This window comes from Halodesulfovibrio spirochaetisodalis (assembly GCF_001672295.1).
Lineage (GTDB): Bacteria > Desulfobacterota > Desulfovibrionia > Desulfovibrionales > Desulfovibrionaceae > Halodesulfovibrio > Halodesulfovibrio spirochaetisodalis.
The window spans coordinates 99,234-124,197 of record NZ_JXMS01000006.1; the positions used below are offsets into that span (position 1 = coordinate 99,234).

Consider the following 24,964-nt stretch of genomic DNA (forward strand, 5'->3'; position numbering starts at 1 on the left):
AAGAAGGGTGTCGCAACGTCTTTCAGTTCCCAACGCCCACGCCTGTGTACCCCAAAAGCTTCCCAACCTGCCTGCCATTTCCACGTCCATATTCTTCTGGTAAACTCCCAAATATACCTATCCCGCATCAGGAGAAAGACCATGCAAACAGAGCGAATTTTGCAGGAACGAACCACAACCATATCCAACCCGCAAAGCATCATATATTGGATGCGTTGCGAACACAGAGCGAAAGACAACTGGGCACTACTGTATGCACTGGAACAGGCAAGCAGCCAGAATCTGCCCCTGCTCGTACTCTTTTGCCTCTCCGGCTCAACCCCTGCCAGCTCTTATCGGCAAAAGCATTTTCTCTACACCGGCATTCAGGAAACTCAGCGCACTCTGGAAAAAAAGAACATCCCTTTCATTAATTCCACAGCAAACACTCCAGAGCAGCTCGCAACGGTAGTAAAACACAACTCCCCCCAAATGCTCATCACAGACCACTCCGCTCTCAAGCCACAAAAGCACTGGCTGGAAACCATCATAAATCTCACCGAATGTGCAGTTGCCACTGTGGATGGTCGTAATGTTGTTCCAGCACGCTATGTTTCTGAGAAACAAGAATATGCAGCGCGAACTATCCGTCCTAAAATACACAGGTCACTTGATCTGTTTCTTACCCAATTCCCAGCGCTTACTTCTCCCGCAGCCTCATGGAACGGCAAACCAAAAGGTCAGCCGCTCTCAGCCCCGCTATCAAGCGCTTCCTCCCCGTCTCCAGTAACACACATCAAATCCGGTGAAAAAGCAGCCGACGCAGCGCTGCAGCACTTTTTGACCAAAACAATCCAACATTATGAGGACAGAAACGATCCCACACAGGACGCACTGTCCAACCTGTCACCATACCTGCATTTCGGTATGCTATCCGCCCAACGGATTGTTCTGGAAACCCTGCAACATAAACACATCAAGCACGAAGCCAAAGAAGTCTTTCTGGAAGAGCTCGTCGTCCGCAGAGAGCTTGCGGACAACTTCTGCATTTACAACCAGAACTACGACTCCATCTCCGGTTTTCCGCAGTGGGCAAAGGACACGCTCCAAAAGCACCTGTCAGATCCGCGGGACTACATCTACACCTTACCCCAGTTTGAGCACGCACAAACACACGACCCGCTTTGGAATGCTGCACAACAAGAACTGACGCATCTTGGAAAAATGCACGGGTATATGCGGATGTACTGGGCAAAGAAAATTTTGGAATGGACGCACTCTCCAGAAGACGCCATGAACATTGCCCTGCATCTTAATGACACCTACTCACTGGATGGCGTGGATTCCAACGGCTACACAGGCATTGCATGGTCAATAGGCGGAGTGCACGACAGGCCGTGGAAAGAGCGCCCCATCTTCGGAACCGTCCGGTACATGAACTACAACGGCGCCAAACGAAAATTTAACGTGGAAGGGTACATTGAAAAAGTACGCTTAGCCGCTGGACTGCAACCTGCATAGAGTTTGTATGCCTCTGGCGGCGCTTATCAGCGGGATTTTTTTGCCTCCGGCGGCTTAAGAACCTCCAGAAACCTTTATATACGAGAATAGCCCGTTAAATATGACCTCACGCGGCTTTATGTCACTACCTTTCTCTAACTATAAAAAGGTTGGCCTACATAATTGAGGCCAACCCTTTTTATTTTCATATCAGAAAGATAGCATGTTCGCGGCTTCCAACGTCATACATAACGGTCAGCTTCGCGTATAATCGGGGTCAAGGGGACGTGTCCCCTTGCGGGGGTGCAGGGGGCAGAGCCCTCCTGCCCGTCGGAGACAATCTCATAACGCTCTATTTTGACATATGCTTTTTGAGACTGTAGTCATGCAATACTAGCTGATTTCGCGAAACGAACTTACACTCGCGCACATACAAATTTAAAGAGATTGTTATGAACTCCCACCATGAAGAAAACCTCAAAACCTACTTGAAGGCTCACATCCCAGCAGCTGAACATATGAGCTTTAATCAGTCCTGCCACAGTGTGGCAGACGCAGCAGACGCGGCAAACGCTTCACCAGAAGAATTCGTTAAAAATGTCTGCATGATCGGCTCTAACGGTGATTTTATCGTTGCAATTGTACACGGCACTGACAGGGCAAGTACATCACGCGTAGGTAAAGCTCTTGGTACAGAACGTCCAAGACTAGCAACAGCAGAAGAAATACTCGAAAAGACAGGGTACCCTTGCGGTGGAACACCATCTTTCGGCTACAACGCAACTTTCCTTATTGACCCGCGTGTAGCAGAAATTCAGTCCGTGATTACCGGAGGTGGTTCGGAATGCTCGTTGGTGCGAGTAAAAACGAATGAGATGCTCCATGCCAATAATGGACGCATTGTACGCGTACGAAAATAGTCGCACGGCATTATTCCACGACCTTTCTCTAACTATAAAAGGGTTGGCCTACATAATTGAGGCCAACCCTTTTTATTTTCATATCAGAAAAATAACGTGTTCGCGGCTTCCAACGTCATACATAACGGACAGTTTCGCGTATAATCGGAGTCAAGGGGACGTGTCCCCTTGCGGGGGTGCAGGGGGCAGAGCCCGCCTGCCCGTCGGAGACCCGCCGGAAGCAACCACCAACCAGACTGTACTACAGCACAATCCTGTGCGCAGCTCTCAGCTCCGGCAATGTTGATACCCGCTTATCAAGCGGGAATACGAGTGGAAAGGGATTACGTCTCGGCAAAACAGGGGTGCCCGCGCACATACCTTTTGAGTCAGCGAGCGCTGTTGCGCCAATCGGGTCTACCCCGATTACAGCTGACTTATCTTGTTTTGAAAGAATATTAACTACTGACCGGACACTGGCATCAATCATGGAACGCAGGTACTTTCTGTCGGCTGCGCCCGGCATAGTGTGATGAATAAGTTTAAGAGAAGTTTTCCAAGGGTATCCGCCACACAGGGCTACACTGCTTCGAAAAACTTGTTTGCGGATGGCAAAACCACTTTTGTTCTTGTTGGTTGCCGCCAGTAGTTCGCAGTCATGGTCGGTGCATGGAATTTTGAAGAGACCGCGGACGCTGTTACTGTTCCAACGCACCATACGGTCAGCCTGTGCTTCAATATACACGTGCCCAAACTTACCGGAGGTTGGTGCCCCGGACATGAGGCTTGGTACGTAATTATTGTGTGCTACGACATCTGCTGCAAGGTGTGAGAGGTATCCGTAGGCATAGGAACGCAGCTTCGGGCTTTGGACATTTTGCAAAAGAGTAAGGCCTGTTTCCCAGTTATGACTATGACCGGGAACAACAGTACTGCCTTTACCTATAAAAATATCTGCTGAAAGAGCGCCGTATTTAAACGCGTCCTTATGTGTTGCAATGGTGTGTGCAACAGATGCAGGAAGAATTGAAAGATTGGAAAGTAACCATTCGGCTATTGAGATATGAACACCGGGTCCCCACGCGTATGCGGATTCCGGAAGCAAAACAAAAGCAAAGGCAGCTACTGCTGCCAGTACCAGACACTTTTTCATAAAACCCCATCCCCCCATATTTCGCCTGAAGCTTCAGGCTGAGGTCATAGAGTAGTACTCACTCCGAGAATGTCAACACTTCAATCCCTGCAAGCGATCCATTGCATCGAACAGGTTCTCGATGATCGTATTGGAGACCAGCATGCCGCGCTTTGTAAGGTTCAGATACCCATTGCGAATTTTAATCAAACCATGCTGATGCAGTGCTGTAATCATAGGCCGAAAATCTTCCATAAAAGTTCTGCCCGTGAGTTCCTTATAAGCGGCAAGTCGTAACCCGCGCGCAGTACGCAGCCGAAGCATAATCAGTTCCTGCATACGTTCATGCGGAGTCAGCGCCTCTGTATTATTACCTATTTCTCCGCTTTCCACATGTTGCACATAGGTATTGAGGTCTTTGACATTTGACCAACGCCTGCTGTTAACGGTTGAAACTGCTGAAGGCCCGAGTCCGAGATAGTCTGCACCTTCCCAGTATCCCAGATTATGACGACACTGGTAGCCCATTCGGGCAAAGTTGGAAATTTCGTAGTGTGCGTACCCTTGCAATTCTAAGAATTCCGCCCCGTACAAAAACATTTTGCTCTGATCATCATCAGAAGGCAGTTCGATTGTCCCATCATCATGGGCTTTTTCAAACGGAGTATTCTCTTCAATACTTAAACTGTAGCAGGAAATATGATCCGGCTTCAGCTTCACAATCGATTTTAATTCCTTGAGCCAGTTACCTAAACTCTGCCCCGGTAATCCCCATATAAAATCAAGATTTATATTCCCGAAACCGTTTTTTCGAGCCTGTTCAACAGCAACTACAGCCTGCTTTGCTGTATGAGGTCTGCCCAAAATATGGAGAAGATCACGATTAAGGCTTTGTACACCAAGGCTTAACCTGTTAATGCCCGCTGCGTGGATATCGTACAAAAAGGTATCCCGCACAACAGACTCAGGGTTTGCCTCCATACTGATTTCGGCACCCTGCTTTACAGCGAATGTCTTTGAAAGCCGATTCAAGAGGGCATCAATAGCTCTTGCAGGCAACATGGAAGGCGTACCGCCGCCTAAAAAGACTGTTTCCACAGGCACATTGCCAAGCCTGTCGCCCCAGAGGGCAATTTCGCGCATTACAGCATCAAGATAGACCTGCATTGCATCATCATTCGGCACTTGGGAGTGGAACGCACAGTACCCGCATTTACTGCGGCAAAATGGAACGTGTAAGTACAACAACATAACGCAGTGAAAGTAGGTGCCTCAGCCCCATGCGTCAAGAGATCAATTAGGCAAGATGTTGCAGGCAATATACAACAAACCAACTATTGACTTATCAATAGAAAGACTTTATTGATTTATCAACTGTTGATACAACAATACAGTCGATTAACTTACATTAGAGGAAGATATGAACGGTTTTACTGATGAGCAGTTCCCACTTGGATACGCAGTTTCAATGACCAGCCGTATTCAGGCGGCAAAGGCCAAAGAAAAGATCACTAAGTTTGATGTCACGTTCGGCCAAGTGCCTTTCCTAATGGAAGTGCTCCGAAACAAGGAGCCAATGACGCAGGACGAACTTTCCAAAGCACTTTTCATTGATCCGGCAGCTACCGCGAGAGCAATTGAGCAGTTGGAAAAAAAAGGGCTGGTTAAACGGAAAGTGAACCCTAAAAACCGAAGACAAAAACTTGTATCAGCAACAGATAAAGCAAATTGGATGAAAGGCGAGCTACGTGCATCATTGCGTGAAGGCACACAGGAAATGCTTGAAGCACTGACACCGGAAGAGCAGGAAACACTTTCAAAACTTCTCGCCAAGGTTTGCAAGCACAATATGCAGAAATAACATCCAGCCGCTACGACACACTATCCTAGACTGGGGAGGACCATTAAATGACAACCCAAAAAACCGTCTCACCGGCGGCAGCGACATTCATTGTTTCTGTCGTACAATTTTTGACACCATTCATGATGTCAGCTGTAGGTGTGGCACTGCCTGCCATTGGCAGGGAATTTTCCGCTGGAGCGTTCCAGCTCGGCCTTGTTGAGATGGCCTACATACTTGCCGGTGGTATTTTGATGCTGCCGGCAGGGCGCTTTGCGGACATCCGCGGGCGTAAGCGTATTTTTTCCATAGGACTCTGCGTCTTTATTCTTGCTACGTTCTGCATTGCACTGGCTCCGACAATGGAAGCACTCATTTTGTTGCGTTTTGTTCAAGGGGCAGGGTCTGCACTTATTGCAACAACAAGCGTAGCCATCATCTCATCCGTTGTACCGCAGCAGGTACGCGGTAGGGCTATGGGGATAGTCGCTGCTTCAGTATATTTAGGACTTTCCGCAAGTCCGACTCTGACCGGTTTTATTATTCAATACGGTAGCTGGCGCTGGATTTTCTGGGGTGTGCTACCGCTTCAGCTTGCTGCACTGTGGCTTACACTGACCCGTTTGCACGGTGAATGGCATGGAGCAAAAGGTGCTCCTTTCGACTGGATCGGAAGCATCATGTATGCAGGTGCAGTCTGTATGGCAATGACAGGAGTAACCCATCTTAATCAGGGTGGAATATTTACTCTTCTGTTTGCTGCCGGTCTGCTCGGCCTCTGTTTCTTCTTTTACTGGGAGTCAAAGACTGAGCATCCGATCCTGAACGTACCGCTGCTGAAGGCAAACCGTACCTTTTCCCTCAGTACACTGGTTCTGCTTGCGAACTATGCATCCTCTTTTGGCGTGACATTCTTCTTCAGCCTCTACTTGCAGCAGGTTAAGGGAATTCCACCGCAGTATGCAGGGATCATTCTTGTGACCCAGCCGGTAATCATGGCCATTTTATCGCCGATTGCCGGACGGCTGGCAGACAAGATTGACCCGGGCAAGTTGACTGTTTTCGGTATGGGATTATGCACGATTGCACTGGCAACCTGCACCACCGTCAACGCAGAAACAACTCTGCCGACATTACTCATGATTCTCGCTCTGCTCGGCCTTGGTTTCTCATTCTTCTCAACACCGAACCTGACCGTAATCATGACCTGTGTAGAACCTAAGCACTATGGTGTAGCAGCAAGCCTTTCAGCGACTATGCGTACGCTGGGCATGCTTACTGCCATGTCCGCAATCTCGTTCATTCTGAGTCTGTTCATGGGCAGACAGTCAGTTTCGCAGTCACCGGAAGCATTTATTTCCGCACTGCAAACCGGCTTCACCATCTTTACAGTCATTAGTGCAATCGGGGTTGCGGGAGCATTTGCAAGTGCCCGTGCACAAAAATACTCCGCAATGTATCAGGAACCACAAACTGATTTGACGACATAACAGGATAGCTTCATCCTGACGCACCAATCCGGATGGTAGTGCAGATCCCTCAAATTATCTTAGCACTACAGCCCTGCCTCTAATACACTGGCAGTATGAGTACTATCTTATTTTTACTACTGATACTGGCTATGGGTATTGGATGGTATGGGCACCGGATGGGCGCAATCTACGTCACTATTCTTTCAATCATACTCGCCATCATCTGGTTCATGTCCCATGCTACAGACTCGCTAAACGTTAATCTGTAGGCAGGACTATGCATCCGGAACTTGCACGCAAAATTAATTTACTGTTGCTGCTCATGGTTGCAGGCGTCATGTGCGGCTCCCTTTCTGTACAGTTCATACTTGGTGATTTGCCATGTCCCCTCTGCATACTGCAACGCTATGCAATGATTGGTCTGGCAATGGGGCCTCTGCTGAACTTGCGGTTTGGTATACGCCCGCGTCATCTCTCAGTTACGCTCATGTTTGCTCTGTTCGGTATAGCAGTCAGCGTACGGCAGGTATTGCTGCATATAGTACCGGGAACAGGAAATTACGGTGCTCCTGTCTTTGGAATGCATCTATATACATGGTCGTCACTCATATTTTTTATTGCACTGGTTGTTACTGCTCTGTTGTTACTCATAGAAAATGTATGGTCACCATTAGATACACCTACCTATAACGACAAAATAGTCCACATTGGATATGGAATTATGATATCCATAACGTTATTCCTTGCAATAATAACACTTTTGGAATGTGGCTGGCGATGTCCCGATAATCCAGTGCACTATATGCTCATTCAACCTACCCATTTTATAACACATCCATAATACATAGCATGGTGAAGTTATTATAAATCTGTACTCATGACCCTATTATTATAAACAATTACATCTAAAAACTTGACGTAAACCCGTTTTAAATGATCTTTATTAGTTCGTGTATAATAAGGAATGTGGTAACTATTTGGGGACGTTTGTAAGGGTTTTATGTCTATTCAACAGAAAATTAGTACCAAAAAAGTATGTCTGACCATTGTCTCAGCAATAATTATTGCTGGAATTGCGTATGGTTCTCTAACATTTACGCAGAATAAACAAACTTCCGAAAACACCACCTCCGTCGCCTCTTCCGGAGATATTTCAAACACTCCCGCGACACCAAGCCAACCTGCAGAACAGGTTCCGCAACCGATTATTGAAGTAGTCAGCGGAAAAATCGGCAAAGGCGAAACCGCCTCCACCCTTCTCAACAAGTGGCTTTCCAAGGCAGAAGTTTACCGTCTTGCATCAGCAACGGATACAACATTCCGCCTTACGAGCCTTCGTCGTGGACGACCATACAGGGTTGTCACAACCGACGGCGAATTCACCCGTTTTGAGTACGAAATCGACAACGACAAGTACCTGTCTGTTGCCAAGATAGACAACGGATATGACGCTGAACTCAAAGATATTGAGTACGATGTCATCACTGAACGCGTGAACGGCACCATCTCTTCCAATTTATATGAAGCATTGGCTGCTGCAGGGGAAAAAGCAGCTCTTGCCGCTCGAATTGGGGACATCTTCGGGTGGGAAATCGACTTTATCCGCGACATCCGTAAAAACGATAATTTTACCGTCGTTGTGGAAAAACGCTTCCGTGATGGCAAATTCCAAAGCTATGGAAAAATTCTTGCCGCACGCTTCATGAATCAGGGTAACGCCTACGAAGGCTACTACTTGAAAGACAACAACGGGTTTACTCAGTACTACACTGCTGAAGGAAAAAACCTGCGTCGTGCTTTCTTAAAAGCACCGCTCAGTTTCACCCGTATTTCCTCCAAGTACTCAAACCGTCGCCTGCACCCTATTCTTAAAACCTACCGGCCGCATCACGGTATCGACTACGCTGCTCCGCGCGGCACTCCGGTATCTGCCATCGGCAACGGCAAGGTTATTAAAATTGCCCGTAGCAGAGGCGCAGGAAAATACGTTAAAATTCGCCACAGCAACGGCTATGAATCAGCGTATCTGCACCTCAACCGTTTCGCCCGAGGGCTTAAAGTCGACAAAAAGGTAAAGCAAGGGCAAACCATTGCCTACGTTGGCTCCACAGGACTATCCACTGGGCCGCACCTTGATTTCCGTATGAAAAAGAACGGTAAATACATCAACCCGACACGGGCAATAAACCCGCGTGCACCAAAAGCAACCAAAGAGCAGCTCGTTCTGCTCAAGGAAAAGGTAAAGCTGCTGCATCCGGAAGAAACACCAGTACAAGTCGCAGAAAGCAAGGTGTAGCATTGGTTGCGAACACCTCCGGTGGGTCTTCGACGTGCCTCCGGCGGCTTAAGAACCGTTTTTCAGGAAAAGGGCTTCTTAAGAATCTCCCAAAACCTTTGCCTGCGAGAACAATCCGTTTCTTGCCAAACACCGCGGCTTACGCCTCACTTTCTTATGAAATAGAAAAAGGGTGGAGTTTATGACTCCACCCTTTTTTATTTTTGAAGATTGCTAGCAGTTATGGGCAAAAACAGAATTCTGACCCGCGTTGCCCCACGCAATATGTCCAGAAGCTACAAGGTAACCAAAACGAAAAAAGCTCTTAATTCTTTCGAATTAAGAGCTTTTGATATCGATGGTGCCGGGGGAGAGACTCGAACTCTCACGGAAATACATCCACTAGACCCTGAACCTAGCGTGTCTACCAATTCCACCACCTCGGCACGTTTTCGTCGAAGCTTTTGTTGCGCTTCGAGGAGTGGTGTTTAGCGATAATATGAAAAGCATGCAAGCTTTTTTTAAGAAAAAATAAAACTTTTACCGCCTGCTTATCACCTAAAAAGCTCTAAACACCGCACCACATTTCGCTAACATACTTATTTTACACAAAACATGCAAAACAATAACGCAGGAACATAAAACCACCATTCCTGCCATCTGCCACTTGAAGCACCACCTCTTTTGCTGTAACAATAATCGCCTTCGCGCAACAGGCTGCCTGTTCGCGAACATATTTTATGAATTCACATGCTGCTGGTGGTACCCATGCAAATCGCACGAAGCATACAGGAAATTTCACTCGATCTTTCCAAAGGTTGTTGTCTCACTATCGGAAACTTCGACGGTGTTCACAACGGTCATAGAAAGTTAATCAACCGCACTAAAGAGAAAGCGGCGTCTATGGGCGTCCCGAGTGTTGTTGTTACCTTTTGCCCGCACCCACTCAAGGTGCTTGCCGGCTCGCATGCCCCTGCTCTTATTACCGACTACGAAAAAAAGTTAGACCTGCTTGAAAAAATCGACGTTGATTTAGTTCTTCTGCTTGAGTTCACGCGGGAACTTGCTGCGCTGGAACCAGAAGAATTTGTTAAATCTATCCTTGTAGATCAGCTCAAGATGAAAGAGCTTGTTGTTGGATACGATTACGCTTTCGGCAAAGGACGCAAAGGTAATTTTGAGCTGCTCTCCGCACTGGGAGAAAAATTCGGGTACGGCATAGAGCGCCTCGAACCTGTCATGATCAACGACGCAATTGTCAGTTCTACACGCATCCGCGACCTCATTAAGGCCGGCAAAGTGTGGGATGTGAAACCGCTTATGGACAGATTCTACATCATCCGCGGGACTGTTGTGCATGGCATGGACAGAGGTGGCAAACTGCTTGGCTTCCCTACCGCAAACATGCGTGTACGTGACGAACTGCACCCGAAACCAGGTGTATATGCCACATGGGCAGAGCTGGATGGCAAAGTCCACAAGGCCGTCACCAATATTGGATACAACCCGACGTTCGGAAACGACGAAATCAGCGTTGAAACCTTTATTCTCGACTTCGATGCAGACATTTACGGATGGGAGTTGCGACTGAACTTTGTTGCACGCATCAGAGACGAGAAAAAATTCAACGGACTTGATGAACTTATCGAACAAATCACCAGTGATGTTTCTCTAGCCCGACAATTGCTCGACGCTCCTGAAGCCCGTCTCTAGCATGAATATACAATTGGGAGCGCCCGATGCTCGGTCCTTTTAAACGAATTTGGCAAGAATACCTGCGTGTGTACCACAGCGTTACATACGTACGTATGCTTGTACTCGGCGTACTGGTCGGTATCTTTGCCGGATTGGTTGCCATTGCCTTCCGCCTTGGTCTCGATTTTTCTCAGGATTTTATCCAGAACCACCTCGCAGGTATTTCCACACATGGTGCGCATGGCGAATACCGCCCGTGGGTTATCCCTGTAGCGTTAGTCAGCGTTGCGTTTGTTACCGGCTATCTTGTTAATAAATTTTTGCCGGACTCCATACACGGCGTTACTGACGGCACCGATGCCATGATCAAAGCCTTTCACCGGAACAAAGGTGATATCAAGCCAAAGGCACCTATCATCAAAGGCATCACATCCATCCTGACCATTGCTTCCGGTGGTTCTGCTGGTCAGGAAGGCCCTGTTTCCCAGCTCGGAGCAGGTCTTGGCTGCTGGTTTGCCCACAAGTTCGGGCTTTCCACCAAAGAGCGCCGCATTCTCATGCTTACAGGTGCAGCAGGCGGCCTTGGCGCTATCTTCCTTGCTCCGCTTGGCGGCGCGATGACTGCCATTGAAGTTATCTACAAAGAGGACTTTGAATCCGAAGCCATTGTTTCTGCCGTTACTTCATCCGTTGTGGCGTACTCCTTGTTCTTCATGGCATTCGGCTCCAAGCCGATGTTCGATATTCCTCAGTTTCATTTCCGTGATGCCCGCGAACTGCTGTTCTACGCCATCCTTTCCGTAGCCTGTGCGCTTGCAGCATGGTTCTACGTACGCACCTTCCATTTCCTCAAATACTCTGTGTTTGAAAAGCTCCGCCAGCGTGTGGGCATTATGTGGACAATGGTGGCTGGCGCCCTGATTATGGGTATCTACGGCATGTTTTACCCGCAGGTTCTTTCAACAGGCCACCACGGACTGGAACAGGCAATTAACGGCAACCTGCCGATACTCACAATGCTTGTACTGCTGTTCGGCAAAACCTTGGCAACGTCCTTGACCCTCGGCTCCGGCATGAGTGGTGGTATGTTTGCCCCTGCACTGTTTGTAGGCGGCATGACAGGCGGTGTTGTCGGTTTTACAGCCAACAGCTTCTACCCGAATATCGTTACCCAACCGGGTGGCTACGCGCTCGTAGGTATGGCAACCTTCTTTGCCGGTGTAGCGAATGCGCCAATCGGGCCGCTCATCATGGTATGCGAATTGTCAAAAGGCTACGGCCTGCTGGCACCTCTCATGCTTTCCGGTGCTATCTGTGTTGTTATCAGCCGCAAAGTTTCTCTCTATGAAAATCAGGTTGAGAACAAATTTGAATCCCCTGCACACATTGTTGACTCTACAGTAAACATCCTTGAAAACCTGCAGGTTAAAGATTTCTACCAGCGCGGACGCGTAACGATTCTTGAAGAATCTATCACCCTTAAAGCACTTACGAACATCATTACAGGAACAAACGAATTCTTCTTCCCCGTCAAAAACATTGCCGGAGAAATTACAGGAATCCTGTCCATTAACGATGTACGAAACATCCTGTATGAAGAAAGCCTGTTTGACCTTGTTGTGGTAGGCGACCTCGCCCGTAAAGGCGTAACGCTCTATGACGATGATGACCTGTACACTGCACTTGTTAAGTTTGTTGACTCTGACCTCGGACAGATTCCTGTTGTTCAAGAAGATAACCCGCATGAGATCCTCGGCCTTATCAACAGAGCGGACGTGTTCAGAGCGTATAAAAACCATCTGTACACCATTCAGGAAAACGAAAAATAGGAACCTGTTAACCAACAACAGTTCCGCCTGCCGGATACACAAATCTGTGCAGTAACATGAATATAAAAGCCAAGCTCAAATGCGTTCCAACGCACGATAGCTTGGCTTTTTTCATATCTCACCACCCACCTTTGCCTAGCCTTTCAGCAAGTAGCATTAACTGATCTCAAACCTCTCTAATAAAATTCTTCAAAACCACTCATCAATATGGTAGTGGTCAGACCAAACAAATTGGTCAGACCAACAAAAGGAAGACATGAACAAGGTATCATTTGCAGCCGACAGTGCTCCCACACAAAAGCAGTTAAAGATATACGAGCAGGTTGTGCTCCGTATTCAGGAAATGCTGCACACCGGAACAATCAATGTTGGGGACAAGCTCCCGCCGGAACGAGATCTGGCTGCGACCTTTCAGGTTTCGCGAAGCTCTATCCGCGAAGCAATCCGTTCCCTTCAGGAAAAAGGTATTGTTGAAAGCAGACGCGGCAACGGAACATTTGTTGTGAGTACAACAAGCATTATTGAACCACTTGCTGAAGCGGTAACAGAGCAACGCATTTACTTGCTGCAAATCATGGAATTCCGTCAGGCTATTGAGCCTGCAATAGCTGGTCTGGCTGCACGTAATGCAACACCGGAGCAGCTTGAGGCCATTGCTGCTATTATGAAAGAAAAAGCACCGGAGGATAAGCCGTGGGAAAAAGACATTCGTTTCCATTGCGCCATTGCCAAAGCCTCCGGCAATCCGCTTTTTGAACAGGCGCTCGTCAACGCAAAGGCCGCACTTGAAGAGACACGGCAGGAACCGCTGCAATCACCGGAACGCAGAGAACAATCCTGCTCCATGCATAAAGAAATTTACAATGCCATTGCTGCCGGAAACGAAGCTTTGGCAGAACGCTGCATGCACAAGCACCTGAAATTGGTACACAGCATGCTCTTTTCAACAGAATAACCATACGCAGAGCGCGAGCAAACGTTCTGCGGCTTAACCACCGTCAGGTAAGGAAATGCTATGCAAGAAGTTCGTAAAGCAGCCCATGAACGTATGAAGGGCTTTTGCAGAGTCTGTAGAGAATGTGACGGACGAGCCTGTGCAGGCGAAGTTCCGGGAATGGGTGGTCTTGGTACAGCTGCTTCATTCAAAGGCAATGTAGAGGCTCTGGCAGACTACAAACTGCGCATGCGCACTATCCACGATGTTTCTGCCCCATCAACATCCACCAGTGTTCTGGGGTATGCTCTGTCCATTCCAGTTTTTGCTGCCCCTATCGGCGGCGTATCTTTCAACATGGGCGGTCAGATTACTGAAGAAGAGTACATTCTCTCAAAGGTTAAAGCGTGCGATGCCAACGGCATTGTGGGCTGTACTGGCGACGGTGTACCACCGTTTATCTCCGAAGCAGGTTTTGCTGCTCTTACCGCAGTAAACGGCAATGGCATTCCGTTCATCAAACCGTGGGAAGGCGATGAGTTCTTTGAAAAAATCGAAAAGGCAGCTGCAACAGGCTGTACAACCTTCGGTATAGACATCGACGCAATCGGCCTCATCACTCTTGCTAAAATGGGTCGTCCAGTAGCACCGCGTGGTGTTGAACGCCTGCGTGCTCTTATTGAACAAATTCCAGGACAGGTACTCCTTAAGGGCGTGATGACAGCTGAAGACGCTCAGGCTGCAGCCGAAGCCGGTGCAGCAGGTATCGTAGTCTCCAACCACGGTGGTCGTGTTCTTGATCACACACCGGGTACAGCGCACGTAATTTCCGACATCGCAGACGCTGTGAATGGTGAAATTGCAGTACTCGTTGACGGTGGTATCCGCACTGGTGCTGACGTACTTAAAATGATCGCCCTTGGCGCTGATGCCGTTATGATAGGTCGTCCATTCTCTATCGCCACTGTTGGCGGTCTGGAAGAAGGTGCATCCAAATACATCCAGCAACTTACCGGAGAGCTTACATCTGCAATGGTACTTACAGGCTGTGAATCCATTGAAGATGCGAACGCAGACATCATTACTGATGTTCTCGGGCAGTAGCATGCCTCCGGCGGCCAAAGAACCTTGTTGAAACAAGGTTCTCTGGACTCTCCAAAAACTTTTAGTCGCGATACCAGCCCGTTTTTCATCTGAACCTCGCGGCTTTTGCACCACTACCTTTCTCAAACTATAAAAGGGTTGGCCTCATAATTGAGGCCAACCCTTTTTAATAACGGAAAGATAGCGTGTTCGCGGCTTCCAACAAGAAAAGAAACGGATTGAAGACGCGTATAAATGGGGTCAAGGGGACGCGTCCCCTTGTGGGGGTGCAGGGGCAAAGCCCGCCTGCCCGTCGGAGACAGTCTTCTCCCTACGGAGACAACAGCCTGCGCCCATCAACGACACGCATAGACTAGAGTTGCAAAGACCCTCTGTATTCTTCAAGATCGGTAATATTCATCTGTTCCATAAGCTCTTCAAGCTCTTTAACAAGACGGAACGAGAAGTCCGGACGCAGGAAGTTGGCGGTACCAACCTGCACTGCGTGTGCTCCTACAAGGATGAACTCAAGCACATCTTCTGCTGAAGCAATGCCGCCCATACCGATTACCGGAATAGAAACAGCTTTGCAGACCTGATAGGTACAGCGAAGCGCTACAGGTTTAATTGCAGGGCCAGAAAGACCACCGATAACGTTTGCGATAAGCGGCTTGCGCTTACGGATATCAACGCCCATGCCGGACAGTGTATTGATGCAGGAGATCACATTAGCGCCTGCACCTTCAACGGCTTTGGCAATGGTGGTGATGTCGGTAACGTTCGGGCTGAGTTTAATGATGACCGGCTTTACGCCAGCAGCTTTTTTTACAGCTTCGGTTACACGGGCAGCCTGCTGCGGATCCTGACCAAAAAGGATACCGCCTTCCTGCACATTCGGGCAGGAGATATTCACTTCGATTGCCGCAATACCTTCTTCCGCTGCAAGGACTGCTGTGAGTTCGCCGAACTCAGCAGGGTCACATGCGTAGATATTGGCAATAACCGGAAGTTGTTCCGTAGGAAGCTTGGGCAATTTTTCTGTAATAAAATTCTCTACACCAGAGTTCTGAAGACCTACAGCGTTGAGCATACCGCATGGAGTTTCCGCAATACGCGGCATCGGATTCCCTGCGCGAGGCTCAAGGGAAAGCCCTTTTACCACGATACCGCCAAGTGTAGTAAGATCGCCGTACGGGGCAAACTCAACACCGTACCCGAAGGTACCTGATGCGGTAAGAATAGGGTTTTTAAACTGTAAGCCAGTAGAGCCGGGAAGCGTTACATTAGTACTCATTCAAGCCTCCTACTCTTCATCCAGAATAATCTGATCTGCCCAGAATACAGGGCCGTGCTCACATGCTTGAGCGCGTCCGGCTGCAACGCCTTTGGCAGTCATTTTTTCGGTGGTTTTAGTGACACAGCCAAGACATGCCCCGACACCGCAAGCCATACGGTTTTCCAGAGAAAGCTGGCAACGGGCATTATGTTTTGCTGCAAAGGCCTGTACCGCTTTTAAGAACGGGGTAGGCCCACAGGCCAGTACAAGACCGTCACTTTCTGCATATTCAGCAATGCTGGTTTCAATCAAATCCAGAAAATGCGCCAGATCTTCAGGGCTGCGCTCGTGATGATTTGCAGCTGTAATGCGCTCATTAATGGATTCAAACGGGTAGCAGTTCAGCGGCATTCTGTGCCCGAACTCCATATGCAGGTTCCACGGCTGCGGGTGCTTCTGTGCGTAGGCAACAAGCGGAGCAATACCGATTCCGCCAGCAAGAAGCAGGGTAGGAGTTTTGTCTTCCACCGCAAAAGGAGTACCGAGAGGCCCCCACAGCACGACTTTATCACCTGTTTTCAGTGTAGCAAGACGTTTGGTTCCGCGTCCGACAACCTGAAAGAAAATTACGAGATCGCGTTTGCTTACACGACAGATAGAAAAGGGACGCGCCCACATCATATCAAGCGCCCACCCTTCCGGGCGAAGCATCACAAACTGGCCTGGTTGCCAATCTGCCCATTCCGGGCGCTCAATGCGCAGGGCGAAAAAGAGATTTTCGCCAGATACTGTTCCAAAGGGAACATTATCAAGGACTGTAAGCGTAGTGCATTGTTCCTGATGCATAATTCCTGTAACCTTATTGCAATTTCTTAAGGCATGTCAGCCCTGCCCAAAGCGTGCAAATCCTGATAGTAAAGTATTACCCGAACGTCGGGCTGTTTACGTGTACGTTCTTTCTCCTCAGGTCGCAATCAATACTTTACCCATTATTGAGTATTTGATGAATGCACCTGAGTTCGCAAAAAAAGCCTCTGTTTTCTTCTGTATCACATTTCTCACATCGGCTGGAATGTATTCATAGAATTTATTAATCATACAAACGAAGTAGAAAAAAAATATTCAGCACACACTGCTGCTTTGACACCATTTACACCGCACGGTTTACTTTTGACCCTAAAAAGAGTTGCCATGTGACAGGTATTAGAGTTGCCAACGCCTAATTCAATGGGTATGTGCTACACCGCAGACTACGAAGAAAATTATTTCCGCCAGCAAATTTTTTCCAGCCAGCTGCTTGGCAACTGGTTGAACCACCTTACAAGGCGGAATCACAAGAGATATATACTATGCAAAATAAACCTGAAATTTTGGCACCTGCCGGTGATAAAAACGCGTTTCTTGCTGCAATTGCAGCCGGAGCCGACGCGGTATACCTTGGCTTAAAACACTTCTCCGCCCGTATGGCGGCGGACAACTTTTCCACTACCGAACTTTCTAAGATGGTAGAGCTTGCCCACAAAGAAGACCGTAAGGTTTATGTGGCAATGAACACACTTGTTAAGCCGGGAGACCCAGATTCCGCTGCACGCCTTATCGGACGACTTCAGCGTGACGTAAGTCCGGACGCTCTTATCATGCAGGATTTAGGCATGGTAGAAGTTGCCAAACAAGCAGGATTTGCTGGAGAGCTGCACCTTTCCACCCTTGCAAACGTGACACACCCTGCCGCGTTTCAAGCTGCCAAGGACTTGGGTGTAAGCCGTGTCATTCTTCCACGTGAGCTGGATATTGATGAAGTACGCCAGTGTAGCGATGCCTGCCCTGACGATATGTCTCTTGAATTATTCGTTCACGGAGCACTTTGCTACTGTGTATCCGGCCGATGTTACTGGTCCAGCTACATGGGCGGCAAATCCGGCCTGCGCGGGCGCTGTGTTCAGCCTTGTCGTCGCGTGTACCAGCAAAAAGCACGTAAAGGTCGCTTCTTCTCCTGTCAGGACTTATCTCTGGATGTTCTGGCAAAAACTCTGCTGCCGATTGAAAACCTGAAGTCATGGAAAATTGAAGGCCGTAAAAAAGGCCCTCACTATGTGTACTACGTGACCACGGCATACAAACTGCTGCGCGATAATCCTGATGATCCAAAAGCACGTAAGCAGGCAGAACAGATTCTTGAACAGGCGCTTGGTCGCCCATCAACACACGGTACGTTCCTGCCACAAAAGCGGCATTCTCCTGTAAACCCGAGCGAACAGACAAGCTCTGGTCGCCTTGTAGGCAAAATTACAGTTGAACCACCGAAAAAAGCTAAAAAAGGCGAGCGAACTTACCCTAAATATTTCTTCAAACCTCGCTTTGAACTGCTGAAATCCGACTTCCTGCGTATCGGGTATGAAGATGAGCAATGGCACTTTACCGATCGTGTTCCGCACCCTGTGCCGAAAAACGGTACATTTGTTCTGCGTGCACCAGCAGGAAAACGCCCGAAAAGCGGTACTCCGGTATTCCTGATTGACCGCCGCGAACACGAGATGATTAAAATCCTGCGCGAGTGGGAAGGAAAGCTTTCACGCTGCAAAGGCAAGAAGAGCGAATCTATTGAAGTTCCTCTCTCCTACCCTGCAATGGGTAAGCGTCCGCGCTCTATGACAATTCTCATGCGCGATCATTTACCACACGGCAAGCAGGGCAAAGCTGGTAAATTTACTGATACTGCCAACGGTATCTGGCTTGGACAGCGTTCGCTAAAAACAGTCGGGCGTACTCTCTTCGGACGTATGTCATGGTGGCTTCCACCTGTGATCTGGCCGAATGAAGAGAACAAATGGCGCTCCATGGTCAAACAGGCGTTGCGCCAAGGTGCCAGACACTTTGTACTCGGCTCTCCGTGGCAGGCTGTCTTCTTTGAAGGAGCCCGCAACATTGACCTCATTGCCGGGCCGTTCTGTAACCCGTCCAACCCTGCAGCTATTGCTGCACTGAAAAAGATGGGCTTTAAAGGCGCAATCATCTCTCCTGAACTTTCTCAGGAAGATGTTATGGAACTGCCAAAGCAGAGCTGTCTGCCGCTCGGCGTGGTTCTTTACGGCTACTGGCCTATGGGAATTTCCCGCTTCCCTCTGGAGGGCGTAAAGCCGAACGAGCCATTTTACTCACCAAAGGGTGAATGCTTCTGGCTGCGCCGCTACGGGCAGAATTCATGGATTTACCCGGGCTGGCCTATGGACATCGAAAAGAACAAGCAGCAGCTTCTTCAGGCTGGGTATACCTTGTTTGTAAAACTGATGGAAAAACCACCGGCAGCAGTACCTGAAGCAAAACGTACATCCCCGTTCAACTGGGACTTGAACTTACTGTAAGCAACAGTGAGCCTCTACAGTACGATTTAAAGTAATGCATAAAAAAGGCTGTTCCTCATATGAGGAACAGCCTTTAATTGTATTCTGTAAATACGTTACGATACGTCGACTAGTTAGATTCCTGCTCAAGTTTATTCTCAAGCTGACGATCTTTTTCTGTATCAAGGGACTGATCAAGAGCGCTTGTATCGCCACTGCGTTCAGCAGCTTCATCTTTTTTGATGTCGCTGGCGATATCTGCTTCAAGCCCTTTACCTGTTTCGTTAATTGCATTGCTGGTTGTAAGACCAGGAACTTTGCTACCTGTTGCGTTGTACAAGGAAGCTACGGAGATCATATAGTCACCGCGAGCTGTAATCAACGAAGCTTCAGCAGAAGAAAGGTCAGCCTGTGCATCAAGCACGTCTGTGTTGGTACCAACCTGTGCCTGATAACGGGCTACAGCCATACGGTACGCTTCTTCCGCTGCGGCAAGAGTTTTTTCTGCCACTTTGATACGCTTTGCAGCGTTGATGATATTCAAGTAACGGGACTTAACTTCGAACGCAGCTTCCTGCCATGTGTTGGCTTCAGTAGCTTTGTTGGAAAGCACGGTTTGTTGTGCACTGGTTGTTGCAAAGTATGTGGTACCCCAGGAGAACAAGCTCCAAGTTGCCTGTGCACCAAACTGGGTTACGGAACGATCAGGGCCACTTGAGCTGTCGTACCCGTTAGCTTCAATGCTGTCCCCATTTTTAGTCCATTTGATGTTACCAGTAACCTGCGGGTAAAATTCACTTGCAGCAATGGTAACATTTTCCTGAGAAATTTCAGTAGATTTGCGGGCAATCAGGATATCTGGGCGATAGTGCGCCGCAGTATCAAGGCTTACTTCAAGCGGCTGATCGAACGGGAAGTACGCAAGCTCACCCACATAGTTAATGTGAGCGTTAACCGGAAGGTTCAGCAAAGTATTTAAGCGTGCTTCCTGAATAACAACGGTGTTCTGTGCTGAAATAAGTGTATTTTCCGCTTCAGAAAGCTGTGCTTCAGCACGAAGTACGTCGATACGAGGTTTCAGACCAACATCGTAGAAGGCCTGCGCAACCTTGAGCTGTGAAGCAAGACGTTCTACAGAGTCTTTTGCGGACTCAACGTTTTCACGGGCGGTCAGCAGATTAATGAAGTTCTGCTGCACAAGAAGAATCAGGTTCAATTCAGCCTGACTCAACGCCAGATCCTGACTCAAAGCAGTAAGTGCTGCACTGTTGTAGGTTGCCAGCAGTCTGAAACCAGTAAAGATCTGCTGAGTAACTTCAACATTCCACTGGTAATTGGTGTGGCTTCCAAACTGCTTAGGGTCTGTATGGGTAGCAGAGTACGAAGTATTAAGTGCAGGGCCGAATGCACCGCGAGCAGATTTTCTGCTTTCTTCGGCACTGGTTGCGCCTCTGCGGGCAGCTTCAATGGAAGGGTTATCTTTAAGAGCCTTTAATACGGCATCCTTAAGATTATATTTACCGGAAAAAAGAATACCGGCTGTGGATTCTGGTTTTACTGCTTCCGCAGCATTTTTAATCTCTTTTTCAACGGCGCTTCGTTCTTCAGGAGAAGCTTCTCTCTGAATTTGTATGTCCATTGCGCCTTCATCAAGTTCTTTCATATCTTCCGATTGGGTCATATCGTCAGATACAGGCACAGTTTCAGCAGAAACAGGAGCCGCGAAGATTACACTCAGTACGAAGAGTATCAGCAGCTGTTGCCAACGTGGGCATCTCATGGTCAGGTCTCCTTGCGTTTGTCTCATAGACTCGCAGCTAGCAATGATACGCACTCCTTTTGAAAAGAATATGCGCGTTCATATGCTGTTTCAAGGGTAAGTGGATAAAAAAACTGATCTATACGTATAATCACGCTGTGTTTCAGGTATGCTTCCGTGTGTGAGGAGAAGCACTGAATGATCAGGATAAGTCCCAATATATTAAGGACATTCAAACACTGTTTGAATAAGAGAGATAGATACTCAAAATACCCGTCAACTGCAAGACACATTACGCTATACGCCAAAATCGATCTAACAGGTTCCTGCCGTCTCCTCCTTACTAACGGCACTGGTGAAAGAGCGATAAAATAACAAAAAAATTAATTGGATACCTAAGAACTTTAAACCGTAACTTATTTAGGGTACAACCCTTCAAACTAAAAATAATAACATCCGAAACATCAAACGGAGAAATATATGGGTGACACCAATATCTTCATGCTCATTGGGCAAGCCACCATTGTCGTAAAAGTAGTACTCGGTATGCTTGCAGGAATGTCCCTTATCAGCTGGACAATCATGTTTAACAAATGGATTACGCTGAACTCTGCAAAAAAACGTGCAGCAAACGGCATCGATGCATTTCAGAGCGCTAAATCCCTACGCGAAGCTGTTCAGGCCGTCGGCACTGATTCTTCCTCTCCTCTCTATTTTGTAGCACAGCAGGGCGTAGACGAATACACACGCTTACGCGAAAGCGTAACTTCTTCATCAGTCATCGCAGACAACGTAAAACGTTCTCTGGATCAGGGCGTTTCCATGCAGTCTGCGACTCTTTCTTCAGCGCTACCTTTCCTTGCAACATGTGCTAACTCAGCACCATTTATCGGCCTTTTCGGTACTGTTTGGGGTATTATGCACTCCTTCCAGACTATCGGTCAGATGAAAACTGCTGCCCTTGCTGCTGTTGCACCGGGTATTTCCGAAGCACTGGTTGCAACTGCTATCGGCCTTGCTGTCGCTATCCCTGCTGCCATCGGCTATAACATGTTCCTTGGTAAATTACAGGATATCGAAGTACAGCTCGGTGCTTTTGCCGGAGTATTCTTAAACCGCGTACAGCGCGAACTCCACACCCAGCGTACCAAGCGAACTTCCGGTGAAGGATAGTCCATATGGCTATATCTCTCGGAAACAAAAAAGGCTTTGTATCTGAAATCAACGTTACCCCCTTTGTTGACGTAATGCTGGTACTGCTCATCATTTTTATGGTGACAGCACCGCTTATGACACAGGGCTTAGACGTTGAATTACCGCAGACACAAACGGTTTCAGCACTGCCTTCAGACAAAGACCACCTTATCCTTACGATAGATAAGAACGGGGTAATGATGCTTGATGACTACAAGGTGACTGAAAAGGAACTTCCCGGTCATCTGGAGCGTCTTGTCAAAAAGCAAAACAAGCAGCTTTTCCTGCGTGCTGATAAAAATGTCGCCTATGGCAACGTTGTCAAAGCGATGGGCATCATTAAAGGTGCAGGCATTACTAACTTAGGGGTACTTGCCGAAACCCCGGAAACTGCGACAGCAAAAAAATAGGTGCGTAACACATGCGCTTTTTGAGTATGTTGTTTTCCCTTTGCCTTCATGTAGGGCTTATTGTCGCTATTCTTTACTGGCCAGCTTCCACCATGAAGGTGAGTCTGGACGTGCCGTTATACAAAGTAAAAATTGTACAACTGGCAAAAAAGGCTCCCGTCACCAAGAAAAAAGCAACTGCTGCCAAAACTGTGGCTAAAAAGCCAGCTCCGGCCAAGGAAGCACCCAAGAAAGAGGCTCCTAAGCCTGCGCCTGAAAAAGAAGTAGTGAAAAAAGCACCGGCAAAGGCAAAACCAAAAGCCAAGCCAGTTAGCACGAAAAAGAAAGACCAGCCTAAAAAAGCTGTTGCCAAAAAGCAGAAACCAAAAAAGAAAAAAGCTGTAAAAAAAGCTAACACAAAGAAAAAAACGCAAAAGAAAAAGACCAAAAAGAAAACACCACCAAAACCAACACCCGAAGATCTTTTGCGTAAAGCGCTGGCTTCAACTAAAGCTACTGTAAAAAAAGACGACCAGAAAAAGGTACGTGACCTTGAAAATGAGCTTGCCGCTTTACAAAAGGCCGTTGAAAAAGAAGACGCCATTAAGGCTGAGCAAGGTATTGAAGGGACTCCACAAGATGGAGTTATAGGCAGTATTGAAGATTTATATGCGTTAACAGTTATGGCCGCCATCAGGCCAAATTGGCGCTATCCAAAGCTTGCCACACGCACCGTTCTTGTTGCACAGGTACGGATAATTATTTCGCAGACAGGGGAAATCCTAGACGCCCAGCTTAAAAACTCATCTGGACGTCCTGATTTCGATTCTTCAACATTACGGGCCATTGCTGACACTGAACAGCTACCAAGCCCACCCAGCCCTGACCTGACAGAAATAACCCTGAACTTTAACAGTCAGGAACAATAACTCTGACATAACGTCTGGATGCATAACATGAAGCGTAGCTATATACTGATATTATTTGTGTGCATGGTTTTTGCCATGACTGCAAACGCAAACGCCCGTTCTTTGGAAATCGATATTTACGGGCCGGGGCAAAATAAGATCAATCTCATCCAGTCCAAACCGGTTATTGCCCCTGCTGCCCAGAAAAGCCCACAAACAGTAGAAAGTGCTGCCGAACTTTCCAAGCTTATCCATAACAACCTGTACTACCTTCCGTTTATGAACCTCATTAAAGGTAAAAACATTCTCGGTGGTAATATAGTTGCTGGTGGCACCGGAAAATCTATTGACTTCAAAAAGTATCAACTGGCAAATGTAGACCTGCTTGTTACGGAAGTCTGGCCGGAAGTACCTAACAATGGACGCCCACGCGTTGAGCTGCGGGCATTTGAAGTGTTCACAGGGAAACTGGTTCTCGGCAAAGCGTATTCTGAGCTGACACCGGAAAATATGCCTAACGTCGCAGACAGATTCTGTTCTGCGTTAATGAAAAAGCTTACTGGGCGTGGAGAATTTTTCCTCTCCACACTTGCTTTTGTAAAGAAAGCAAACCCGAAAAAGAAAGATATTTGGACAGTACGGCCAACCGGTCGTGATCTGAACAGGCTGACCAATATGTCCGGCCTTGCCATGTCTCCGACATGGTCTCCAGACGGCCGCTACATTTTGTTCAGCCACATCGGCAAACGGTACCACTCACTTGGAATCTGGGATCGTCTGACCCAGCGAGTGCAAAAAGTAAAATTCCCGGGTAACACCATTATCGGCCCTGCTTTCCTGCCTGACAACAAAGTTGCTGTCAGCCTGGCCGCAGGTGGCAATCCGGATATCTATCTGCTGAACCATAAGTTCAAACGTGAAAAAACGCTTGTTCAGAACTGGGCAATCGATGTTTCTCCAAGCTTTGATGAAACAGGCAAAAAGATGGTCTTTGTTTCCAGCAGACGCGGTAACCCGCACATTTTCCTTAAAGACCTGCCTTCAGGTAAGGAAACCCGTATTACTCGAAATGGCAAATACAATACCAGTCCGTCGATTTCGCCTGACGGTGAACTGGTAGTCTTCGCACGAAGAACACCACAAGGCCATAGAATCTTTGCCATGGATCTTGTCACTGGCAAAGAAAAGCAGATTACCTTCGGGCCGGGCAACGATGAAATGCCTGCCTTTGGTCCGGATGGCTTTTTTGTAGCGTTTTCGTCTAATCGCAGCGGCGAATACAAAATATATCTTACCACCCGCCACGGGGGGACTCCAAGGATGGTTAAGACTGGCTCAGGAGAAGCGACTCTACCTTCATGGGGAATGGTACCAGCTGTGTCAGGAAGATGACATTTAGGTTCCTAAGGTCATCAGACTTGCCAACAACCTGAAACCGTGTAAGAAATGGACGGAGTCT

The 24,964-nt window shown here is 47.9% G+C and carries 21 protein-coding genes and 1 tRNA gene; 16 read left to right on the forward strand and 6 right to left on the reverse strand.

The features are described 5' to 3' along the window. Positions 1 to 141: 141 nt before the first annotated feature. Together SP90_RS05120 and SP90_RS05125 are read left to right on the forward strand one after the other, a co-directional pair. Positions 142 to 1,500 (forward strand): deoxyribodipyrimidine photo-lyase, encoded by a 1,359-nt coding sequence (locus SP90_RS05120; RefSeq protein ID WP_066853266.1) that lies wholly within the window; start codon positions 142 to 144, stop codon positions 1,498 to 1,500. Positions 1,501 to 1,931: 431 nt separating this feature from the next. Beyond that, on the forward strand, positions 1,932 to 2,399 hold the full coding sequence (locus SP90_RS05125) for an aminoacyl-tRNA deacylase (protein ID WP_066853267.1): 468 nt from the start codon (positions 1,932 to 1,934) through the stop codon (positions 2,397 to 2,399). Between the two features lie 241 nt (positions 2,400 to 2,640). On the opposite strand, the gene SP90_RS05130 is transcribed toward SP90_RS05125, so the two are convergent. After that, complete coding sequence (locus SP90_RS05130) at positions 2,641 to 3,531, reverse strand: zinc dependent phospholipase C family protein (RefSeq protein ID WP_066853269.1); 891 nt, start codon at positions 3,529 to 3,531, stop codon at positions 2,641 to 2,643. Positions 3,532 to 3,603: 72 nt separating this feature from the next. Beyond that, the gene (gene hemW, locus SP90_RS05135; RefSeq protein ID WP_066853271.1) at positions 3,604 to 4,761 is read right to left on the reverse strand and encodes a radical SAM family heme chaperone HemW; all 1,158 of its coding nucleotides are present in this window, start codon (positions 4,759 to 4,761) and stop codon (positions 3,604 to 3,606) included. Between the two features lie 169 nt (positions 4,762 to 4,930). On the opposite strand from hemW, the gene SP90_RS05140 reads away from it, so the two are divergent. From SP90_RS05140 to SP90_RS05155, 5 genes are all read left to right on the forward strand, one after another. Beyond that, positions 4,931 to 5,371: a MarR family winged helix-turn-helix transcriptional regulator gene (locus SP90_RS05140; RefSeq protein WP_066853273.1), complete on the forward strand. Its 441-nt coding sequence runs from the start codon at positions 4,931 to 4,933 to the stop codon at positions 5,369 to 5,371. 47 nt (positions 5,372 to 5,418) lie between these two features. Then, positions 5,419 to 6,840 (forward strand): MFS transporter, encoded by a 1,422-nt coding sequence (locus SP90_RS05145; RefSeq protein WP_066853275.1) that lies wholly within the window; start codon positions 5,419 to 5,421, stop codon positions 6,838 to 6,840. A 95-nt stretch (positions 6,841 to 6,935) separates the two neighbouring features. Next, positions 6,936 to 7,091 (forward strand): DUF5993 family protein, encoded by a 156-nt coding sequence (locus tag SP90_RS16945; RefSeq protein WP_407920030.1) that lies wholly within the window; start codon positions 6,936 to 6,938, stop codon positions 7,089 to 7,091. Between the two features lie 8 nt (positions 7,092 to 7,099). Next, the gene (locus tag SP90_RS05150) at positions 7,100 to 7,663 is read left to right on the forward strand and encodes a disulfide bond formation protein B (RefSeq protein WP_066853277.1); all 564 of its coding nucleotides are present in this window, start codon (positions 7,100 to 7,102) and stop codon (positions 7,661 to 7,663) included. 159 nt (positions 7,664 to 7,822) lie between these two features. Continuing rightward, the gene (locus SP90_RS05155) at positions 7,823 to 9,118 is read left to right on the forward strand and encodes a M23 family metallopeptidase (RefSeq protein WP_066853279.1); all 1,296 of its coding nucleotides are present in this window, start codon (positions 7,823 to 7,825) and stop codon (positions 9,116 to 9,118) included. A 338-nt stretch (positions 9,119 to 9,456) separates the two neighbouring features. Here the strand turns inward: SP90_RS05155 and SP90_RS05160 are convergent. After that, positions 9,457 to 9,543 (reverse strand) — tRNA-Leu (locus SP90_RS05160). A gap of 322 nt (positions 9,544 to 9,865) precedes the next feature. Here SP90_RS05160 and SP90_RS05165 point away from each other — a divergent pair. From SP90_RS05165 to SP90_RS05180, 4 genes are all read left to right on the forward strand, one after another. Next, positions 9,866 to 10,810, forward strand: a complete 945-nt coding sequence (locus SP90_RS05165) for a bifunctional riboflavin kinase/FAD synthetase (protein ID WP_066853282.1) — start codon at positions 9,866 to 9,868, stop codon at positions 10,808 to 10,810. Between the two features lie 26 nt (positions 10,811 to 10,836). After that, a complete protein-coding gene (locus tag SP90_RS05170; protein ID WP_066853284.1) occupies positions 10,837 to 12,621 on the forward strand; it encodes a chloride channel protein in 1,785 nt (594 codons plus the stop codon). A gap of 256 nt (positions 12,622 to 12,877) precedes the next feature. Beyond that, complete coding sequence (locus tag SP90_RS05175; RefSeq protein ID WP_066853286.1) at positions 12,878 to 13,576, forward strand: FadR/GntR family transcriptional regulator; 699 nt, start codon at positions 12,878 to 12,880, stop codon at positions 13,574 to 13,576. A gap of 60 nt (positions 13,577 to 13,636) precedes the next feature. Beyond that, positions 13,637 to 14,659 (forward strand): alpha-hydroxy-acid oxidizing protein, encoded by a 1,023-nt coding sequence (locus SP90_RS05180; RefSeq protein ID WP_066853288.1) that lies wholly within the window; start codon positions 13,637 to 13,639, stop codon positions 14,657 to 14,659. A 352-nt stretch (positions 14,660 to 15,011) separates the two neighbouring features. On the opposite strand, the gene SP90_RS05185 is transcribed toward SP90_RS05180, so the two are convergent. Continuing rightward, positions 15,012 to 15,932 carry a dihydroorotate dehydrogenase gene (locus SP90_RS05185; protein ID WP_066853290.1) on the reverse strand — a complete coding sequence of 307 codons (921 nt, stop codon included), beginning with the start codon at positions 15,930 to 15,932 and terminating at the stop codon, positions 15,012 to 15,014. 9 nt (positions 15,933 to 15,941) lie between these two features. Further along, the gene (locus tag SP90_RS05190; protein ID WP_066853292.1) at positions 15,942 to 16,760 is read right to left on the reverse strand and encodes a dihydroorotate dehydrogenase electron transfer subunit; all 819 of its coding nucleotides are present in this window, start codon (positions 16,758 to 16,760) and stop codon (positions 15,942 to 15,944) included. Positions 16,761 to 17,263: 503 nt separating this feature from the next. Between SP90_RS05190 and SP90_RS05195 the strand changes: the two genes are divergently transcribed. Continuing rightward, positions 17,264 to 19,276, forward strand: a complete 2,013-nt coding sequence (locus tag SP90_RS05195) for a peptidase U32 family protein (RefSeq protein ID WP_066853294.1) — start codon at positions 17,264 to 17,266, stop codon at positions 19,274 to 19,276. Positions 19,277 to 19,385: 109 nt separating this feature from the next. On the opposite strand, the gene SP90_RS05200 is transcribed toward SP90_RS05195, so the two are convergent. Then, positions 19,386 to 21,035, reverse strand: a complete 1,650-nt coding sequence (locus SP90_RS05200; RefSeq protein WP_082936305.1) for a TolC family protein — start codon at positions 21,033 to 21,035, stop codon at positions 19,386 to 19,388. Between the two features lie 459 nt (positions 21,036 to 21,494). Here SP90_RS05200 and tolQ point away from each other — a divergent pair, with 459 nt between their 5' ends. The 4 genes from tolQ to SP90_RS05220 are packed head-to-tail and all read left to right on the forward strand — an operon-like array spanning position 21,495 to position 24,897. Further along, complete coding sequence (tolQ, locus tag SP90_RS05205; protein ID WP_066853296.1) at positions 21,495 to 22,187, forward strand: protein TolQ; 693 nt, start codon at positions 21,495 to 21,497, stop codon at positions 22,185 to 22,187. 5 nt (positions 22,188 to 22,192) lie between these two features. Beyond that, positions 22,193 to 22,618, forward strand: a complete 426-nt coding sequence (gene tolR / locus SP90_RS05210) for a protein TolR (protein WP_066853299.1) — start codon at positions 22,193 to 22,195, stop codon at positions 22,616 to 22,618. Positions 22,619 to 22,629: 11 nt separating this feature from the next. Continuing rightward, positions 22,630 to 23,526 carry an energy transducer TonB gene (locus SP90_RS05215; RefSeq protein WP_066853300.1) on the forward strand — a complete coding sequence of 299 codons (897 nt, stop codon included), beginning with the start codon at positions 22,630 to 22,632 and terminating at the stop codon, positions 23,524 to 23,526. Positions 23,527 to 23,553: 27 nt separating this feature from the next. Continuing rightward, positions 23,554 to 24,897 carry a TolB family protein gene (locus tag SP90_RS05220; RefSeq protein ID WP_066853303.1) on the forward strand — a complete coding sequence of 448 codons (1,344 nt, stop codon included), beginning with the start codon at positions 23,554 to 23,556 and terminating at the stop codon, positions 24,895 to 24,897. The last annotated feature ends 67 nt before the right edge of the window (positions 24,898 to 24,964 follow it).

Coding starts and splice junctions, on each gene's coding strand:
- SP90_RS05220 (WP_066853303.1), top strand. CDS start 23,554: ATGAAGCGTAGCTATATACTGATATTATTTGTGTGCATGGTTTTTGCC.
- SP90_RS05195 (WP_066853294.1), top strand. CDS start 17,264: ATGCAAAATAAACCTGAAATTTTGGCACCTGCCGGTGATAAAAACGCG.
- SP90_RS05215 (WP_066853300.1), top strand. CDS start 22,630: ATGCGCTTTTTGAGTATGTTGTTTTCCCTTTGCCTTCATGTAGGGCTT.
- SP90_RS05120 (WP_066853266.1), top strand. CDS start 142: ATGCAAACAGAGCGAATTTTGCAGGAACGAACCACAACCATATCCAAC.
- SP90_RS05190 (WP_066853292.1), bottom strand. CDS start 16,760: ATGCATCAGGAACAATGCACTACGCTTACAGTCCTTGATAATGTTCCC.
- SP90_RS05200 (WP_082936305.1), bottom strand. CDS start 21,035: ATGAGATGCCCACGTTGGCAACAGCTGCTGATACTCTTCGTACTGAGT.
- SP90_RS05175 (WP_066853286.1), top strand. CDS start 12,878: ATGAACAAGGTATCATTTGCAGCCGACAGTGCTCCCACACAAAAGCAG.
- tolR (WP_066853299.1), top strand. CDS start 22,193: ATGGCTATATCTCTCGGAAACAAAAAAGGCTTTGTATCTGAAATCAAC.
- SP90_RS05125 (WP_066853267.1), top strand. CDS start 1,932: ATGAACTCCCACCATGAAGAAAACCTCAAAACCTACTTGAAGGCTCAC.
- tolQ (WP_066853296.1), top strand. CDS start 21,495: ATGGGTGACACCAATATCTTCATGCTCATTGGGCAAGCCACCATTGTC.
- SP90_RS05130 (WP_066853269.1), bottom strand. CDS start 3,531: ATGAAAAAGTGTCTGGTACTGGCAGCAGTAGCTGCCTTTGCTTTTGTT.
- SP90_RS05170 (WP_066853284.1), top strand. CDS start 10,837: ATGCTCGGTCCTTTTAAACGAATTTGGCAAGAATACCTGCGTGTGTAC.
- SP90_RS05150 (WP_066853277.1), top strand. CDS start 7,100: ATGCATCCGGAACTTGCACGCAAAATTAATTTACTGTTGCTGCTCATG.
- SP90_RS05140 (WP_066853273.1), top strand. CDS start 4,931: ATGAACGGTTTTACTGATGAGCAGTTCCCACTTGGATACGCAGTTTCA.
- SP90_RS05185 (WP_066853290.1), bottom strand. CDS start 15,932: ATGAGTACTAATGTAACGCTTCCCGGCTCTACTGGCTTACAGTTTAAA.
- SP90_RS05180 (WP_066853288.1), top strand. CDS start 13,637: ATGCAAGAAGTTCGTAAAGCAGCCCATGAACGTATGAAGGGCTTTTGC.
- SP90_RS05145 (WP_066853275.1), top strand. CDS start 5,419: ATGACAACCCAAAAAACCGTCTCACCGGCGGCAGCGACATTCATTGTT.
- SP90_RS05165 (WP_066853282.1), top strand. CDS start 9,866: ATGCAAATCGCACGAAGCATACAGGAAATTTCACTCGATCTTTCCAAA.
- SP90_RS16945 (WP_407920030.1), top strand. CDS start 6,936: ATGAGTACTATCTTATTTTTACTACTGATACTGGCTATGGGTATTGGA.
- SP90_RS05155 (WP_066853279.1), top strand. CDS start 7,823: ATGTCTATTCAACAGAAAATTAGTACCAAAAAAGTATGTCTGACCATT.
- hemW (WP_066853271.1), bottom strand. CDS start 4,761: ATGTTGTTGTACTTACACGTTCCATTTTGCCGCAGTAAATGCGGGTAC.